The organism is Streptomyces sp. ICC4, from assembly GCF_003287915.1.
In the GTDB taxonomy this organism is placed as follows: Bacteria; Actinomycetota; Actinomycetes; order Streptomycetales; family Streptomycetaceae; genus Streptomyces; species Streptomyces tritrimontium.
On sequence record NZ_CP030286.1, the window covers coordinates 214,360 to 230,085 of the forward strand.

The 15,726-nt window shown below is 70.6% G+C and carries 15 protein-coding genes and 3 pseudogenes; 9 read left to right on the forward strand and 9 right to left on the reverse strand.

The window, feature by feature from the left end:
• Window positions 1-26: 26 nt before the first annotated feature.
• The 4 genes and pseudogenes from DRB89_RS01050 to DRB89_RS01065 all read right to left on the reverse strand — a co-directional run bounded on the left by DRB89_RS01050 (window position 27) and on the right by DRB89_RS01065 (window position 3,790).
• Window positions 27-758, reverse strand: coding sequence for a carbonic anhydrase (locus DRB89_RS01050; RefSeq protein ID WP_112446460.1), 732 nt, complete (start codon window positions 756-758; stop codon window positions 27-29).
• Window positions 759-1,130: 372 nt separating this feature from the next.
• Window positions 1,131-1,793 (reverse strand): annotated as a pseudogene (locus DRB89_RS01055) (CBS domain-containing protein).
• A gap of 10 nt (window positions 1,794-1,803) precedes the next feature.
• Window positions 1,804-2,274, reverse strand: coding sequence for a cyclic nucleotide-binding domain-containing protein (locus DRB89_RS01060; protein ID WP_112446459.1), 471 nt, complete (start codon window positions 2,272-2,274; stop codon window positions 1,804-1,806).
• 94 nt (window positions 2,275-2,368) lie between these two features.
• Entirely contained in the window at window positions 2,369-3,790 is a 1,422-nt protein-coding gene (locus tag DRB89_RS01065; protein WP_112446458.1) for an MBL fold metallo-hydrolase, read from the reverse strand.
• Window positions 3,791-3,966: 176 nt separating this feature from the next.
• Between DRB89_RS01065 and DRB89_RS01070 the strand changes: the two genes are divergently transcribed.
• From DRB89_RS01070 to DRB89_RS01090, 5 genes and pseudogenes are all read left to right on the forward strand, one after another.
• Window positions 3,967-5,043: a zinc-dependent alcohol dehydrogenase family protein gene (locus DRB89_RS01070; protein ID WP_112446457.1), complete on the forward strand. Its 1,077-nt coding sequence runs from the start codon at window positions 3,967-3,969 to the stop codon at window positions 5,041-5,043.
• Window positions 5,044-5,048: 5 nt separating this feature from the next.
• Entirely contained in the window at window positions 5,049-5,735 is a 687-nt protein-coding gene (locus DRB89_RS01075; protein WP_239515959.1) for a pyridoxamine 5'-phosphate oxidase family protein, read from the forward strand.
• 91 nt (window positions 5,736-5,826) lie between these two features.
• Window positions 5,827-6,450 carry an HAD-IA family hydrolase gene (locus tag DRB89_RS01080; protein WP_239515960.1) on the forward strand — a complete coding sequence of 208 codons (624 nt, stop codon included), beginning with the start codon at window positions 5,827-5,829 and terminating at the stop codon, window positions 6,448-6,450.
• A pseudogene (locus DRB89_RS01085) lies at window positions 6,447-8,309 on the forward strand (hypothetical protein). The gene DRB89_RS01080 and the pseudogene DRB89_RS01085 overlap by 4 nt, the downstream one beginning before the upstream one ends.
• Before the next feature lie 85 nt (window positions 8,310-8,394).
• Window positions 8,395-8,844 carry a universal stress protein gene (locus tag DRB89_RS01090; protein ID WP_204357613.1) on the forward strand — a complete coding sequence of 150 codons (450 nt, stop codon included), beginning with the start codon at window positions 8,395-8,397 and terminating at the stop codon, window positions 8,842-8,844.
• Between the two features lie 119 nt (window positions 8,845-8,963).
• Here DRB89_RS01090 and DRB89_RS42635 read toward each other — a convergent pair whose 3' ends face one another.
• On the reverse strand, window positions 8,964-9,179 hold the full coding sequence (locus tag DRB89_RS42635; RefSeq protein ID WP_162688392.1) for a hypothetical protein: 216 nt from the start codon (window positions 9,177-9,179) through the stop codon (window positions 8,964-8,966).
• A 219-nt stretch (window positions 9,180-9,398) separates the two neighbouring features.
• On the opposite strand from DRB89_RS42635, the pseudogene DRB89_RS01095 reads away from it, so the two are divergent.
• From DRB89_RS01095 to DRB89_RS01105, 3 genes and pseudogenes are all read left to right on the forward strand, one after another.
• Window positions 9,399-9,836, forward strand: a pseudogene (locus DRB89_RS01095) (putative PEP-binding protein).
• Between the two features lie 43 nt (window positions 9,837-9,879).
• Entirely contained in the window at window positions 9,880-10,380 is a 501-nt protein-coding gene (locus DRB89_RS01100) for a flavodoxin domain-containing protein (RefSeq protein WP_112446455.1), read from the forward strand.
• A 342-nt stretch (window positions 10,381-10,722) separates the two neighbouring features.
• A complete protein-coding gene (locus DRB89_RS01105) occupies window positions 10,723-11,007 on the forward strand; it encodes a dsRBD fold-containing protein (RefSeq protein WP_112446454.1) in 285 nt (94 codons plus the stop codon).
• A 404-nt stretch (window positions 11,008-11,411) separates the two neighbouring features.
• On the opposite strand, the gene DRB89_RS44115 is transcribed toward DRB89_RS01105, so the two are convergent.
• A complete protein-coding gene (locus DRB89_RS44115) occupies window positions 11,412-11,792 on the reverse strand; it encodes a hypothetical protein (protein ID WP_239515961.1) in 381 nt (126 codons plus the stop codon).
• 24 nt (window positions 11,793-11,816) lie between these two features.
• Complete coding sequence (locus DRB89_RS01115; protein ID WP_239515962.1) at window positions 11,817-12,650, reverse strand: universal stress protein; 834 nt, start codon at window positions 12,648-12,650, stop codon at window positions 11,817-11,819.
• 194 nt (window positions 12,651-12,844) lie between these two features.
• Between DRB89_RS01115 and DRB89_RS01125 the strand changes: the two genes are divergently transcribed.
• Window positions 12,845-14,575, forward strand: coding sequence for a GAF domain-containing protein (locus tag DRB89_RS01125; RefSeq protein ID WP_112446452.1), 1,731 nt, complete (start codon window positions 12,845-12,847; stop codon window positions 14,573-14,575).
• 16 nt (window positions 14,576-14,591) lie between these two features.
• Here DRB89_RS01125 and DRB89_RS01130 read toward each other — a convergent pair whose 3' ends face one another.
• Entirely contained in the window at window positions 14,592-15,290 is a 699-nt protein-coding gene (locus DRB89_RS01130; protein WP_112446451.1) for a response regulator transcription factor, read from the reverse strand.
• A 93-nt stretch (window positions 15,291-15,383) separates the two neighbouring features.
• Entirely contained in the window at window positions 15,384-15,716 is a 333-nt protein-coding gene (locus DRB89_RS01135; protein WP_112446450.1) for a BON domain-containing protein, read from the reverse strand.
• Between the last annotated feature and the right edge of the window lie 10 nt (window positions 15,717-15,726).

Below are 15,726 nucleotides of genomic sequence, written 5' to 3' on the forward strand. Positions count from 1 at the left end.
GACGCAAACCGCGTCGCGGGCGGAGGTCAGTGGATGCGGTGCACCCGCTGGCTGGTGAGTTCGTACCGGGCTCCGACCACCGCCAGCCCCTTCCCCGCGATCCTCGGAGACAGGGCGGGCTCGACGGCCAGACGAGACCGAACCAGCCGCACGTTCTCAGTGATCGCCGCATCGACACGGGCGGCCCCCGTCAGCGTGCGGTCGATAGCGGGACGGACCTGATCAGCCAGGTACTGCATGTGCCCGGGCAGCCGTTCCCCACTCTCGGCCGCCTGGACAGCAGCAGTGACGGCCCCGCACGACTGGTGCCCCAGGACCACGACCAGCGGGATGGCCAACTCCAACACCCCGTACGCGATGCTCCCGAGGACCGCTTCGTCCAGGACCTCGCCGGCCGAGCGCACGGTCAGCAGGTCGCCCAGGCCCTGATCGAAGACCAGTTCCGGAGGCACGCGGGAATCGACGCAGCCCAGGATCACGGCGAAGGGATGCTGCCCCGCGGCCAGCGCCTGCCGCACGGCCCGCGTCCGGTCGGGATGTCGCTCATGGAACGTCCGCCAGCGCCGGTTGCCTGCGGCGAGTTCCCCCAGCGCGGACTCAGGGGTGGCGGACCGCGGGCCGTTCAACCTGGTGGTGACGGTCGACGTCGCCGGCGAACCGGAGACCAGTCCGGCGCCCACGGCCACCGCTCCCGTCAGCGCGGCCCGAACGAACCGCCGCCGCCCCACCAACCCATGAAGCTCAGCATCGACAGTCATGCCGGACCAAGCTAGACGCGCCCAGGAGCGGCTGGGCTCGTGCCATCGCAGCTTGGCCCGACCTTGGGCAAATCTTGGACAAGCGGACTACCGGTCGGCAGAGCAGGCTGCACGAAGCAGACCTGAAAGGCGAAACGAATCACCGGACGAACAGAGCGGACGTCGCCCAGTGGCACGGACTCCAAGGCTGCCGCCCCCTCCTGCGCCCCACCCAGTGGGTAGCAGTGCGCCCACCACGGCGATCACCACCCCGGCCAGCGCCAGCGCCTCCAGCGGCACGGAGCCCCTCAGTTTGGATGGCGCCTTCCAGCAGCCCCCACGGAATCGCAGCGACTGCGTTCTGCCAGTTGCGGTACCCCGTCCTGTGGAGGTTCAGGAACTGGTGGCGCCAGCCTGGTGCTTGAGTTGGCAGTGGACGTCGACGATGCCCTCGACGGAGTGGGCGAGGCGTTCGGCCAGGGGGATCAGGTCGCCGTCGCGGACCCGTCCGGTCAGGGTGGCGATCCCTTGGGTCACGGTGACCTTGACGGCTTCGTGGGAGAGGGGGAAGAGGCGGTCGACTACGGTGCGGCGGATCTCGGTGGCGAGTTCCTAGTCGGTGCGGAGGAAGACCTTGAGGAGGTCGGCGCGGCTGACGATGCCCTGGAGGGTGCCGTCGGCGTCGACGACCGGGAGGCGCTTGATGTGGCGGTCGGCCATGAGGTGGGCGGCCCGAGAGAGAGTGGCGTCGGGGCGGATCGTGACGGCCGGGGTGGTCATCATGTTCTCGGCGCGGGTGGAGCCGGCCTTGGCGGTGTCGCCGAGGCGGCGCATCTGCTCGATCAGGCCCGGGCGGTGCTCGTGGAACTCCTCCTTGGGCAGGAGGTCGGCCTCGGAGACCACGCCGACTACGTGACCCTCGCCCTCGATGACGGGTAGGGCGGTCACCTTCCACCGCTCCATCGCGGTGACGATGTCCTTGAAGCCGGTCGAGGGGGTGACGGCGATGACCTTGGTGGTCATGACGTCGGCGACGGTGTACGGGGTGGAGGTCATGGCGGGGTCCTCAGCGTGCGTGGGCGAGCGGGGTGCCGCTTCCGTGAGGGGCGAACAGGTCGAGGAGCCGGGTGCGGGCGGAGTCGAGCCGGTCGGCGATGACCGCGCCCACGGCGACGAAGACGGAGCGGCCGACGGCCGAGTCCTCGTTGCACAGCTGGCGTACGGCTGCGGCATCGAACTCCAGGGCGCGCACCGCGTGGGAGGCGGTGGCGCCGAGGTGCCAGCTGTAGGGAGGGAACATCCAGGACCAGCCGAGGAGCTCGCCGTAGCCGAGGGTGTCGATGACCACGTTCATGTGACCGGGGACGTGGGTGTCGAGGTCCACGGTGCCGCACTGGATGATCCAGAATTTCTCGGCCCGTCGGCGTTCGTTGAAGATGCGGGTGCCGGCCGGGAAGGTCACCTGGCGGGAGCGGGCGAGCAGGGCTTCGCGGGCTTCCGGTGCCATCGCTTCGAGGATGGTGTGCATGGTGCTCATGGAGTGCCTCCAACCCTTGGCATTCACCCTGCTCGGTGGGGCACCGTGGCTGGGAGGGCCGCGCGGTGCACACCGTGGGGACCGTCCGGCCCGGTCAGCGGACCAGGACGGCCTCCCCGGACTTGGGTACGACGGCCGTCCAGCCCAGCTCGTGTTCGATGCGGTCCCGCAGGGTTTCGGAGGCGGTCTCCTCGCCGTGGACGAGGTAGGTGGCATGCGGGGCGGGGGCGGCGCGCAGCCAGTCGATGATCTGGTCGGCGTCCGCGTGCGCGGAGAAGTGCGGTACGTCGGCCACCTCCGCGCGTACGGGGACGTACTCGCCGAACATCTTGAGCGTGCGGGCGCCGTCCACGAGGTCGCGGGAGCGGGTGCCGGCGGCTGCGAAGCCGACGATGACCACGGCGTTGCGGGGGTCGGGCAGGATCCGGTGGAGGTGGTGCAGGACGCGGCCGCCGGTGGCCATGCCGGCGGACGAGACGATGATCGCCGGGCCGCTGGTGTTGTTGATGTCGGTCGACTCCTGGACGGTCCGGGCGGCCAGGAAGGGCTCCGGGCTGATCGCCGCCTCGCCCTGGGCGAGGATCTCGGGACGCAGCTCGGGCGAGTGGGCCCGGACGGCGTCGCGGTAGACGTCCAGTGCCGCCAGGGCCATGGGGCTGTCGACGTAGACGGGTACGTGGCGGGGCAGGGTGCCGTCACTGCGCAGGGTGGCCAGCTCGTGCAGGACGACCTCGGTGCGGTCGATCGCGAAGGCCGGGATGACCACGGTCCCGCCACGGGACAGCGTCCGCGTGATCACCGAGGCGAATTCGCGTCGCGCGCTCTCGTGGTCGTGGCGGCGGTTGCCGTACGTCGACTCCATCAGCAGGACATCGGCGCCGGAGAACGGCTCGGGCGGCAGGAGGAGCGGGTGGCCGGGGCGGCCGAGGTCGCCGCTGACGGCGAGGGTGTGGCCGTCTTCCAGGGTCAGGTGCGTCCAGGCGGAGCCGAGGATGTGACCTCCGTGGTGCAGCATCAGCTTCGTGCCGGCCATGATCTCGATCTCACTGCCCACCGGTACCGGGTCGAAGTACTTGATCGTCTGGTCGACGTCATCGTCGTCGTAGAGCGGCTTGGCGGGGCGGTGCTTGGACCAGCCGTGCTGGTTGGCGTGCTCGGCGGCTTCCATCTGGAGGCGGGCGCTGTCGCGGAGCACGATCTCGGCGAGCCGAGTGGTGTGGGCGCTGGTCAGGATCGGGCCGCGGAAGCCGTGCCGGACCAGGCGCGGCAGGTAGCCGCAGTGGTCCAGGTGGGCGTGGGTCACCACGACAGCGTGGATGTCCGAGGCGTCGCAGGGCAGCTTGTCCCAGTTGCGACGGCGCAGGTCCGCGACACCCTGGAAGAGTCCGCAGTCGACGAGGATCCGGGCGTGGTCGCTCTCGACCAAGAACTTGCTGCCGGTGACCGTCCGCACTCCGCCGAGGAACCTCAGCAGGGCCGAGCGGGTGGAAGCTGGAGACGGGGCTGACTGGGACATGGCAGCAGCCCTCCTTTCGGAACGGATGCCGGTCTCCACCGTTGCACCGGAACGCCCTGTCCGCTGGGGACCTACCGGCCCCGGGTCGGGGCCGACCGGCCCAAGCGCGACGGGGGGACTCAGGCACAGCCTGACGGTGACCCCTCCCGCACAGCACACAGAGAGAAGGCCGCGCCATGAAGGCACTCGTCTTCCACGGGCCCGGACAGACCTCCTGGCAGGACGTCCCGGACCCCTCGATCAAGGACGCCGCCGACGCGATCGTCCGGGTCGACGCCGTCACCATCTGCGGCACCGACCTGCACATCATCAAGGGCGACGTCCCCGAAGTGACGCCCGGCCGGATCCTCGGACACGAGGCCGTCGGGACCGTCGTCGAGACCGGCGGCGACGTCCGCAGCGTCCGCCCCGGTGACCGCGTCCTGATCTCCTGCATCTCCGCGTGCGGCCGCTGCCGCTTCTGCCGTGAAGGGCGCTACGGTCAGTGCCGCGGAGGAGGAGGCTGGGTCCTGGGCCACACCATCGACGGCACTCAGGCCGAATACGTACGCGTCCCCTTCGCCGACCTCTCCGTGTACCCGCTGCCCAGCGCCCTGGCCGGCCACGACGCCGTACTGCTCGCCGACATCTTCCCGACCTCCTACGAGGTCGGCGTGCTCAACGGCAACGTGCGCCCGGGCGACACGGTCGTCGTGGTCGGTGCCGGCCCCATCGGCCTGGCCGCCATCGCCACGGCGCAGCTCTACAGCCCCGGGCGGATCATCGCCGTCGACCTCGCCGCGTCCCGGCTCGCTGCCGCGCGCGACCTTGGCGCGGATGCCACCGCGAGCGCGGACGAGGAGCCCGAGCGGCTGGTGGAGGACCTGACCGACGGGCTCGGGGCGGACGTGGTCATCGAGGCCGTCGGCGTGCCCGAGGCCTTCGAGATGTGCACCCGCATGGTCCGCCCGGGCGGCCGGGTCGCCAACATCGGCGTGCATGGCAAGCCCGCCGTCCTCCACCTCGAGGACTTGTGGATCAAGGACGTGACCATCACCACCGGTCTCGTCGACACCCACTCCACGCCCATGCTGCTGCGCATGATGGCCGCAGGCCGACTGCCCGGGGACGCGATGGTCACCCACCGCTTCGAGCTGGACCAAATGGAAGAGGCGTACGACGTCTTCTCCCGCGCCGGAGACACCGGCGCCCTCAAGGTCGTGCTCGGCGGACCGCAGCACGACGCGGTAGCCGTACCGCCCCAGGAGCAGTGAATGCCGTGAAGAGCACACCGCGCATGCACCCCCAGCAGTCCGGCGAGACGACCGGACGCACCGACCTGGGCCGCCGCCTGGCGGCCCGCCGCGAAGCCCTCGGTCTGAGCCGCGACGAACTGGGCCGGCGGTGCGGCGCCGACGGCACGTACATCGCCTACCTTGAGGAGCACGCCGCCAGTCCTGCCATCGGCACCCTCGTCCGGGTGGCCGACGCCCTCGGCCTCACCGTCGACGACCTGACCGGCGTCAACGCCCACCGCGTTGCCGGCCGATCCACCGCCCGGCGCGACAGTACGCTCGTGCCACTGGACGAGACCGAATGCCGACGGCTGCTGAACACGCACGGCGTGGGCCGCATCGCCATCTTCACCCCCGAAGGCCCGGCCGTCCTCCCCGTCAACTACCTCGTCGCAGGACCCGACATCGCCTTCCGCACCTCCGCCGAAGCCGTCACCGCCAGAGCTGCCGGAACCGAGGTCGCCTTCGAGATCGACAACATCGACGACGTGACCGCCACTGGTTGGAGCGTGCTGGCCGTGGGCGAACTGGCAGCGGTCACAGACCCGGACGAGATTCACCACCTCAGCACCACGGCCCGCTCCCAGCCCTGGGCCGGCGGACCGCGCAGCCACTGGATGAAGCTCACCCCCGCCCGCATCACCGGCCGTCGCGTGGTGCACGACTCATGAACGAACTGCGCACGGTCGTCTTCGACACCGCCGGAGTGCTCCTCGCCACGGCTGCCTCCCCGAGTGGCAGCCATCGCAGGCCGGAGCACGGTTGCGCCCGTTCGACGCCGTCCGCGAGGACCGGGACCTGGTAGACGGCAGGGCCCGTCTCGACGGCGTACGCGCCTTCCTCGCTGCCCGCCACATCGACCTCCCGCCCGGAACGCCCGAGGACCCGCCCGGGTGCGCCACCGTCCACGCGGTCGCCGCCCGCAAGGAGGCGGTCTTCTCCGCTATGCTGCGCACTGAGGGTGTCCGCGCCTTCGAGGACGTGCGGCCCGTGCTCCAGGAACTGAGGGAGAAGACGATCCGGTGCGCGGCCGTCTCGGCTTCCCGGCACGCCCGCTCCCTCTTGGAGTCCGCAGGGCTCATCGGCTACTTCGACGCCCTAGTGGACGGCCGGGACGCTGCCGCACTTGATCTTCCGGGCGAGCCCGACCCTGCCCTCTTCCTCGAAGCCGCCGGCCGTCTCGGCGCGCCCCCCGCTCACACCGCCGTGGTGGAGGACGCACTCGCCGGCGTCGAAGCGGGACACCGAGGCCGGTTCAGCCTGGTGGTGGGACTCAACCGCGAGGGCGACCCGCACATGAGGGACGCCCTGCGCGCACACGGCGCCCAGCTCGTCCTCCCCGACCTCGGCGGACTGCCCGCCGCACTCGAAGGCGGCTGCCCGTGACCACGGCCTGGAGCCGGGAGTACCAACGCTACGACCCCAAGACCGAGCGGCTGGTCGAGTCCCTGTGCACCCTGGGCAACGGCCGCTTCGCCACGCGCGGTTCAGCGCCCTAAAGCGTCGCCGGTGACATCCACTACCCGGGCACCTACCTGGCCGGCTGCTACGACCGGCTCACCTCCACCGTCGGCGGACGTACGGTCTCCAACGAGGACATGGTCCGGCTGCCGGACTGGACCGCCCTGCGGTACCGCTGCCTGCCCGAGGGCGCACCTCCCGGCGACTGGCTCACGCCCGACCACCCGCCCCTGCGCCACAGCCACGTGTCGCTGGACCTGCGCGCCGGAACGCTCACCCGCCGCATGCTCTTCCACGACGCCGAAGGCCGTCGCCTGGGCGTCACCCACACGCGCCTCGTCCACATGGGCGACCCGAACCTGGCCGCGCAGAACACGGTGTTCAGAGCGTACGGCTGGAGCGGCAGGATCGAGATCGAGTCCGTACTCGACGGCGACGTCGTCAACGCGGGAGTCGACCGCTACCGCGCCCTGGCCGGGCGGCACCTCGTCGAGCACCGGTCCGGGGTGGAGGCGGAGGGCACCGCCTGGCTCTCCTGCACTACCGCCACCTCCCGGGTACGGATCGGGCTCGCAGTCCGGACATCAGCACGACCTGTGGCACCGGTAGACCGGCTATGCACCGCCGCCACCGCCACACAGACACTCATCCTGAGACCGCTCTCCCACCTCCAGCGCCACGTGGGGTCGGCCATCGCCTGGAACGTGTGGCGGTACGGGCAGGCCACCGGCGATGCCGGATTCATGCACGGCTCGGGCGCCGAACTCCTCCTACACATGGCCCACTTCTGGGCTGACGCGGCGACGTGGGACGCCGGCCTCGGCCGCTACCGGATCCGTGGCGTCGTCGGACCGGACGAGTATCACGATGCCTACCCGGATGCCGCCGCTCCCGGCATCGACGACAACGCCTACACCAACGTCACCACCGCGTGGGTACTGGCCCGCGCCCTCGACCTGTACGGGGAACTACCGGCGGCCCGGCGCGCGGAGCTCCTCACGCATCTCGGCATCGGCCGCGACGAGCTCACCGTCTGGGAGAACGTGTCCCGCCGCCTGTACGTGCCGTTCCATCGCGACGTGATCAGCCAGTTCCACGGCTACGGGGACCTCGCCGAGCTCGACTGGGACGGCTACCGCGCCCGCTACCACGACATCCGCCGCCTGGACCGCATCCTGGAAGCCGAGGGGGACACACCCAACCGGTACCAGGCGTCCAAGCAGGCCGACACCCTCATGCTCGGCTACCTCTTCCGCCCCACAGAACTCGAACAACTCTTCCTTCGGCTCGGATACCGCCTCGACGACGGCCTCTGGGGCCGGACGGTGGACTACTACCTGCGCCGCACCTGCCACGGCTCCACGCTGAGCAGCCTCGTCCACGGCTGGGTCCTCGCCCGGGAGCAGGGCCCGGACGCTTGGCACTACTGCCAGGAAGCCCTGCTCAGTGACGTCACCGACGTCCAGGGCGGCACCACCGGCGAAGGGATCCACCTCGGTGCCATGGGCGGCACCCTCGACCTCGTCGAGCGCGGCATCGTCGGACTCGAGCCCCACGGCGACGGCCTGCACATCGACCCGGTGCCCCTCTCCGAAGTGCCCGGTTCCTCGTTCTCGGTCTCCTACCTGGGGCACCGGGACATCCGGATCCGGTTCCGGCCCGGCCGGCTCGGCATCAGCGTCCCCCCGTCACCGCTGGGCCCGGTGCCCCTGGTCCTGCCCGGCGACCGGCACGAACGCATTGGCGCAGGCCAGGATCGGTGGTTCCGGCTCCCCAAGGGCTGACACGGTAGCCACCGCGGTTCCGCGTGGCGGTGCGTTCGTGATGCGCACACTGTGGATGTATCAGCCGTTTGGAAGGGTGAACCGAATGGACAGGCAGCATGAGGCTCCGCGGATCGTGGTGGGCGTCGACGGATCGTCCTCGTCCCAGGCCGCGCTGCGCTGGGCGGTCCGGTACGCAGCGCTGGTGAGCGGGCGAGTGGAGGCGGTCGCGGCGTGGGACCTGCCCGGTGCCGCGTCGTGGTCGGCTCCGGCGGTCGACGCCACGTTCGACGAGGAGGAGGCCGAGCGGCGTCTGGTCGAGGAGGTCCGCACGGTCCTCGGTGAGGACGGTGCCTCCCGTGTGCACCAGCGCCTGGTGCGCGGCAATCCGGTCGATGTCCTGGTCGATGCGGCAGAGGGGGCGGACCTGCTGGTCGTGGGCAGCCGTGGTCGCGGCGGCTTCCGCCGGGCCCTGCTCGGTTCGGTGAGTCAGCAGGCGGCGGTCCACGCGCCGTGTCCGATCACCATCGTCCGGGCGGACGTGTCCGTCCCATAGCCCCAGCTTGACACGCCTGGCGTTCGGCCCAGCCACTCCTTCGTCTCCGCGGGCAGCCGGGCCGTCCCGGGAGCCGAGCACCATCGTGCGCGCGGGCACTTGATCGAGGCCGCGCAGGTCTACACGGTGGTCGTAGGCCATTCCGGATGGGCTGAGCTGAGGAGCAGTTTTGCGGTGACGGTGGCTGCGTCGGCGGCAGCCGCCGTCATCCCGTTTGCCAGCAGCACGTCGCATCCCTCGGCCGCTGCTGCGAGCGTGGCGAAGCCCGCGGCAACCAGATCGGATGCGAGCCGGACCGCGTCCTGCGCCGTGGGCGGCTTCGCGCCGGCGGTCACCGCCCGCACGGTGGGGCCGACAGACACCAGCGGCACCTGCGTGTACCGCCCGGCTTCGCCACGACCGCCTCGCGTACGGCATCGCCCGGATCGCCGCTTCCCGCTGGCCCGACCGGGTCGTCATCCGCACCAGCGACTTCAAGACCAACGAGTACGCCAAGCTCCTCGGCGGCCGCCCCTTCGAACCGGTGGAGGCCAGCCCGATGATCGGTTGGCGTGGTGCCAGCCGCTATTACAGCGACGGCTACCGGGAGGGCCACCATCCTTCTCGCCCAGGACTTCGCCCAGCGCTTCGACGGCTTCTCCATCGGCAGCAACGACCTCACCCAGCTCACCCCCGGCGTCGACCGCGACACCTAGGCCCTCGCCCACGTCTTCGACGAAAACGACCCGGCCGTCACCAACCTCATCCGGATCCTCCTGCCGAGGGTCCAGGCCCTGGGCCGTCCAGTGGGCCTGTGCGGACAGAGGCCCAGCGACGACCCGGCCTACGCCGCCTTCCTCGTCCGCGTCGGAATCGACTCGATCTCCGTCGCCCCGGACAGCTTCGCCGCCCTCAAGCAGCACGTCGCCGTCGAGGAGGGCCGCTTCGGGGAGGACCGAATGGCCCCCGTAGGGATCCGTCCGGCCCAAGCGGACCAGCCCGCGGCCGCGTGACAGTGGCATCAGCCCCTCACCACGGAACCAAGGAGCACCCGCCATGAGCACCAAGCGAGTCCTGGTCGCCTACGGCACCAAGCACGGAGCCACCGCCGGCATCGCCGAACAGATCGGCACGACCCTCCGGGAGGACGGTTTCGACGCCGTCGTACTTCCCGCCGACGATGTCCACGACGTCCGCGCCTACGACGCCGTCGTCCTCGGAGGATCCCTCTACGCCGGCCACTGGAGCAGCAAGGCCAAGCACTGCGCAGAACGCAATGCCGACTCCTTGCGGCACCGCCCCGTGTGGATGTTCAGCAGCGGCCCGCTCGACCGCTCGGCCGATGATCACGACATCCCCCCGGTCTCCGCCGTCGCCCGGGAGATGCAGCTGATCGGAGCGCGCGAGCACATGACCTTCGGCGGCAGCCTTACGGCCCGCACCCCGGGCTTCCTTGCCAAGGCGCTGAACCGCCAGGGCAAGGGCGGAGACTTCCGCAACCCCGAGCGCATCCAGAAGTGGGCCCACCACATCAGCGCCGAGCTCGTGGCCGCCTGAAGGGACGGCCCTGCTCCGGTACGCACCAGCACGGAGGCGTGCCATGCACCACCGGGCGAAAGGGACGGTGGGCAACCCGCTCAGGCGTGATGCCGACCGCACCCGGACCCGTCTGCACCCGCCTTCCCGCTGACCTGCGTGCCGGCCGTCATCGTCGGGGTCGCCCTCAGAGCGGCGGCTTGGACGGACGGCAACCGCGCCGCCGCTCACCGCGAGAACCGCCGCCTTTGGATGTCGTCCTCCTCATCCCGGCCCCCACCGCTGGTCTGGGGAAGCGACGAGATCCGACGCTGGGCCCGACGCCGGCACCACCGCTACTCCTGATCCGATCGGAGGCACACCATGTCGCACACGACCGAATGGAAGACCCACCTCTACCTCTTCGAGGAAGATCACGCGACCAAGGTCCGCGTCGAACTCGACACCGGAACCACCCGCCTCACGGGCCACGGCACCGCGCGCTGCAACCCCACGGACAACGACGTGCCCGAGATCGGCGACGAACTCGCGGCCGCCCGGGCGCTCGAGAACCTGGCGATGCAGCTCAAGCGCACTGCCTACACCGACATGGCAGCAGCGGGGACCGCACCGCGGCACGCCCCCCTCTCGGCCTACGACCTTGGGTGAGCAGGCAGGTCTCCAGCAGCAGGATCAGACTGGACCCATGGGTGACGGGTCGGCCATCGAGCTGACCGGACTGACCAAGAGGTACGGGCCGGTGATGGGAGTCGACAGCCTGAGCCTCACAGTGCGACCGGGTGAGGTGTTCGGCTTCCTCGGGCCGAACGGTGCGGGAAAGACGACCACGCTGCGGTGCCTGACCGGGCTGCTCCGGCCGACCGAGGGGCGCGTTCGGGTGCTCGGGCTGGACCCGGTAGCCGATCACAGCAGGGTGGCTCCGCATCTGGGGTACCTGCCGGGTGAACTGCGCCTTTACCCGGAACTCTCCGGAGCGGAAACGCTCGATCTGCTGTCCGCGCTCCAGGGAGCACCCGTGCCCCGGCGCGGCGAGCTGTGCGATCGGCTGGGGCTTACCGGTTGGTGTGCCGACGCCGGAGGGCGTCGTGCAAGGAGGCCAGCTCGCGGTCCGTGCCCGTCGATTCGTCGATGGTCACCGTGGCGAGCGGCCATGGTTCGGCGTCGTCGGGCAGGAGCTGCACGCGAACCGGGAGACCGATCCAGGCCGCGGACACACGCAGGTTGAACAGTGCCGCGGCGCAACCGAGGTGGAGGCCACGGTGATTCGGGTCGGTTCGGGTCATGGCGCGTTCCGGATCGCCGTACAGAGCGAGGGCACCGCCGCCTATAGGGAACACGAACTTCCACGGCTGGGCGTTGTGCATGGACGGGGCGGTGACGGCGTCGCCGACGAGCCGTATGACGGTATCGGGGTCGAAGTATGTTGCGGTCACGGGGCTGTTCCTGTCTGTGCGGCCTCAGTCGTGCGCCACGACGGCGACCGGTGAGGTGGCGTGGTGCATCACCGCGTGGGCGATGGGGCCGATGCGGGCACCGAGTGCCGGGCGACGGATACGCCGGCCGACCACGACGAGTGCAGCGCCGGACGCCGCGTCCAGGATCTGGATGGCGGGCCGGCCGATGACGACGCGTGCGTCGACGGCGAGTTGCGGGTACATCTGCGTCCAGGGGTTCAGCAGCTCGCGCAGCGTGGTCTCGAGTCCGTCGGCCATTTCCTTCTCGACGCCGGGATCGAGGGCGGGAGCGTAGGAGAAGACCGGCGGGAGCGACCAGCCGTGTACGACGACGAGAGGGCAGGCCCGCCGGTCCGCTTCCTCGCAGGCGAAGGCGAGGAGCCGGTCGCAGTTGCTGCGCAGGTCCACTCCGAGCACCACCGGTCCGGCATCGTCCGTGTGCCCGGGCGGTTGGTCTCGGCCGTCGACGGAGCGCACGAGTACGACGGGTGTGTCGGTCTCGGGAAGGGTCGCCGAGGCGGTCGAGCCCACGATGAATCCGGCGACAGCGCCGAGTGCTCGAGAGCCGAGGACGAGCAGGTCCGCCTCTGCCGCAGACGCGGCGAGGACCTTGGAGGGCGCGAGTCCCTCAGTGCCGTGGGTGCTGATGTCGAGCGTGCTGTGTTCACGCAGCAGCCGGTCCCGCGTGAGCGAAAGGCCGTCGTCATCGGCCTGGTGGTCGTCTTCAACACGACCGTGGGTGTCACCCAGGAGGTCCGGGCGGACCGCGCGGTCGCCGCGCTCTCCGCTCTCTCGGCCACGCACGCCCGGGTACAGCGCGACGCGCTGGTCCGACACCGGCCGTACCACCGTGTTCTTCCCCGGCCCGGACGCCCACGTCCGCCAACTGCACGACGAAACCGGTACGCCGCGACACGGGGAGAAGTCGGACGGGGCAGTGGCCTCCCGTTGAGTGGAAAGGCCGGGCGCCCCGACCGGAGATACCGTGGAAGTGATGGCCGTCTCGCCATCCCTTCCTGCCGGAGGCGGGCATGAGCACAGGGGAACAGCCCACTCGGAGCGGTGTTCCTCGACTGCGGCTCGACGAACTGCTGGACGAGCTCCAGGTGCGGATCGACGAGGTCAGGGGCACGCGGGACCGGCTGAACGGTCTGCTCGAAGCCGTCATGTCCGTGGGCCGGGAACTCGACCTCCCGCAGGTCCTGCAAGGCATCGTCGAGGCCGCCGTAGTGCTCGTGGACGCCGAATACGGGGCCCTCGGAGTCATCGGGAACGACAAGAAACTGGCCGAGTTCCTTCCCGTCGGCATCAGTGACGCCCTCCGCGCACAGATCGGAGACCTGCCCTCCGGCCACGGCATCCTCGGCGAGCTGATCCGCCACCCCGAACCACTGCGGCTGTCGGAGCTGTCCGAGCACCCGGCCTCGTACGGGTTCCCCGACCACCACCCGCCGATGCACTCCTTCCTCGGTGTCCCGATCCGGGTCCGCGAGGAGGTCTTCGGCAACCTCTATCTGACCGAGAAGCGCGGCGGAGCCGACTTCGACGCCGAGGACGAAGCGGTCCTGTCCACCCTCGCCGTCGCGGCCGGCATCGCCATCGAGAACGCCCGGCTCTTCGAGGAGGTCCGGCTGCGCGAGCGCTGGCTGGAGGCCAGCGCCGACATCACCAGCGCCCTGCTCTCCGGAGCGCCCGAGAACGAAGTCCTCGAGGGCATGCTGGAGCGGGCCAAGGACATCACCCGCGCCGACATGGGCGTCTTCTACCTGCTCGGATCCGCCGGTGAACTGCGAGGCTCCCTCGCCCTAGGGGAAGGAGCAGAGGCGCACCGGGGGATCGTCCTGCCCAGTACCCAGGGCACGCTCGCCGAGGCCGCACTGGCCCGCAACGGCCTCATCACGGTCCCCGACGTGGCGACCGACGAGCGCGTCACCGTGCACCCCGAACGGTGGACGGGCTTCGGCCCGGCGGTCGCCGTCACCGTCGGCACCAAGGAAAGCTTGAGCGGCGTCCTGATGCTGGCCCGGCGGCACGGTCGCCCCGTGTTCGCCACCGCGGAAGTCGCCGCACTTCCGGGGTTTGCGAGCCAGGCCGCCCTCGCCCTGGAGCTTGCCGACCGGCGCCACGACGCCGAGCAGATGAGCCTGCTGGAGGACCACGACCGCATCGCCCGTGACCTGCACGACCTGGCCATCCAACGCCTCTTCGCCACCGGCATGACCCTCCAGAGCGCCCAGCGCTTCGTCGACCACCCTCAGGCGTCCGAACGCCTCGCGCGCGCCGTGGACGACCTCGACGCGACCATCAAGATCATCCGATCGACCATCTTCGGACTCCGCGAGCACGAAGCCCCCGGTGAGGCGTCCAAGCTGCGCTCCCGCGCCGTCAAGGCCCTGGACGAGGCGGCTGCGGCCCTCGGCTTCGCCCCGGCCCTGCGGATGGAAGGTCTGATCGACACCGACGTACCGTCCGCCGTCGCGGACGAGGTCCTCGCCGTGGTGGGGGAGGCTCTCACCAACGTCGCGCGCCATGCCGGGGCCACGCGCGTGGAGGTCTCGATCGCTGCGGCCGAGGGGAACCTGACGATCACGGTCACTGACAACGGGGTGGGCTTGCCCGTTGGCGGTCGGCGCAGCGGACTGAGGAACCTGGCGGAGCGTGCCGAAAGGCTCAGCGGCCGGATGGAGATTGCGGCGCTGGGCGACGGGGAGCGGGGTACGCGCCTCCAGTGGCAGGTACCTCTGGTCCCGCCGGCGCGGTGACCGTCGTCAGACGTACCTACGGCTTCGCCGTCCCGGCGTCGTGCTCGTGGACCTGGGCGGCGATCACGGCCGCCTGGACCCGCCGCTCCACTCCGAGCTTGCCCAGCAACCGCGAGATGTGGTTCTTGACCGTCTTCTCGGACAGGTAGAGCTGCTTGGCGATCTGCCGGTTGGTGAGGCCCTCGCCGATGAGCTCCAAGACGGCCCGCTCCCGTTCGGACAGAGCCGCCAGGCGGGCGTCCTCCGGCGCCCTCGCCGCTTCCGGGTCGCGCAGGGAGCGCATCAGACGGGCGGTGGTCGCAGGGTCCAGCATGGACTGGCCGGTGGCGACCGTGCGTACGGCCGAGACCAGGTCAGCGCCCTTGATCTGCTTCAGCACGTACCCGGCGGCCCCCGCCATGATCGCGTCCAGCAAGGCGTCCTCGTCGTCGAACGAGGTCAGCATCAGACAGGCCAGCCCCGGCATGCGCGAGCGCAGCTCGCGGCAGACGGTGATGCCGTCGCTGTCGGGCAGCCGCACGTCGAGTACGGCGACGTCCGGACGGAGCGCCGGCCCGCGGGCGAGCGCCTGCTCGGCGGTGCCGGCTTCACCCACGACCGTGATGTCCGGCTCTGCGTCCAGAAGGTCGTGCAGCCCGCGCCGGACCACCTCGTGGTCATCGAGGAGGAACACCTTGATCGGCGCCTCTGCGGAGGCGTTCGGATCGTCGGACATGATCGCCCCTGGCTCGGTCCATGTGCTGCACATTTTCACCCGAATTGTCTCAGGAAGACGCGCAACACACCCTGCGGCCGACGAGAAGCGAAGCTAGACAGCGATAGTGCCCTCCAGCTCCATCCGGACGTCCACGACGCCCTCGACCGTGCGGATCGCCCGTGCGAGCAGGGGGACCAGGGCCCGGTCCCGCAGCGGGCCGCGCAGGGTGACGACGCCGTCCTGTACGGCGAAGTCCAAGGTCACGCCGGGTGCCAGTTCGGTGAGCGCGGTCTGGCGAATCTCCTCCTCGAGCTCCTCGTCGGGCCGCAGGAACATCTTGAGGAGGTCGCTGCGGCTGACCACGCCTTCCAGCATGCCTAGCGCGTTCACGACGGAGGTGGTGCTGGAGGTGAGGGCCCGGGCCGCTCGCGCTCGCGCGGACATGACGTGCTCC

Excerpts from the sequence above, each read along its gene's own strand:
- DRB89_RS01050 (WP_112446460.1), bottom strand. The coding sequence starts at position 758 with ATGACTGTCGATGCTGAGCTTCATGGGTTGGTGGGGCGGCGGCGGTTC.
- DRB89_RS01060 (WP_112446459.1), bottom strand. The coding sequence starts at position 2,274 with ATGAGCACCATGCACACCATCCTCGAAGCGATGGCACCGGAAGCCCGC.
- DRB89_RS01135 (WP_112446450.1), bottom strand. The coding sequence starts at position 15,716 with ATGTCCGCGCGAGCGCGAGCGGCCCGGGCCCTCACCTCCAGCACCACC.
- DRB89_RS01105 (WP_112446454.1), top strand. The coding sequence starts at position 10,723 with ATGTCGCACACGACCGAATGGAAGACCCACCTCTACCTCTTCGAGGAA.
- DRB89_RS01065 (WP_112446458.1), bottom strand. The coding sequence starts at position 3,790 with ATGTCCCAGTCAGCCCCGTCTCCAGCTTCCACCCGCTCGGCCCTGCTG.
- DRB89_RS01070 (WP_112446457.1), top strand. The coding sequence starts at position 3,967 with ATGAAGGCACTCGTCTTCCACGGGCCCGGACAGACCTCCTGGCAGGAC.
- DRB89_RS01090 (WP_204357613.1), top strand. The coding sequence starts at position 8,395 with ATGGACAGGCAGCATGAGGCTCCGCGGATCGTGGTGGGCGTCGACGGA.
- DRB89_RS01125 (WP_112446452.1), top strand. The coding sequence starts at position 12,845 with ATGAGCACAGGGGAACAGCCCACTCGGAGCGGTGTTCCTCGACTGCGG.
- DRB89_RS01130 (WP_112446451.1), bottom strand. The coding sequence starts at position 15,290 with ATGTCCGACGATCCGAACGCCTCCGCAGAGGCGCCGATCAAGGTGTTC.
- DRB89_RS01100 (WP_112446455.1), top strand. The coding sequence starts at position 9,880 with ATGAGCACCAAGCGAGTCCTGGTCGCCTACGGCACCAAGCACGGAGCC.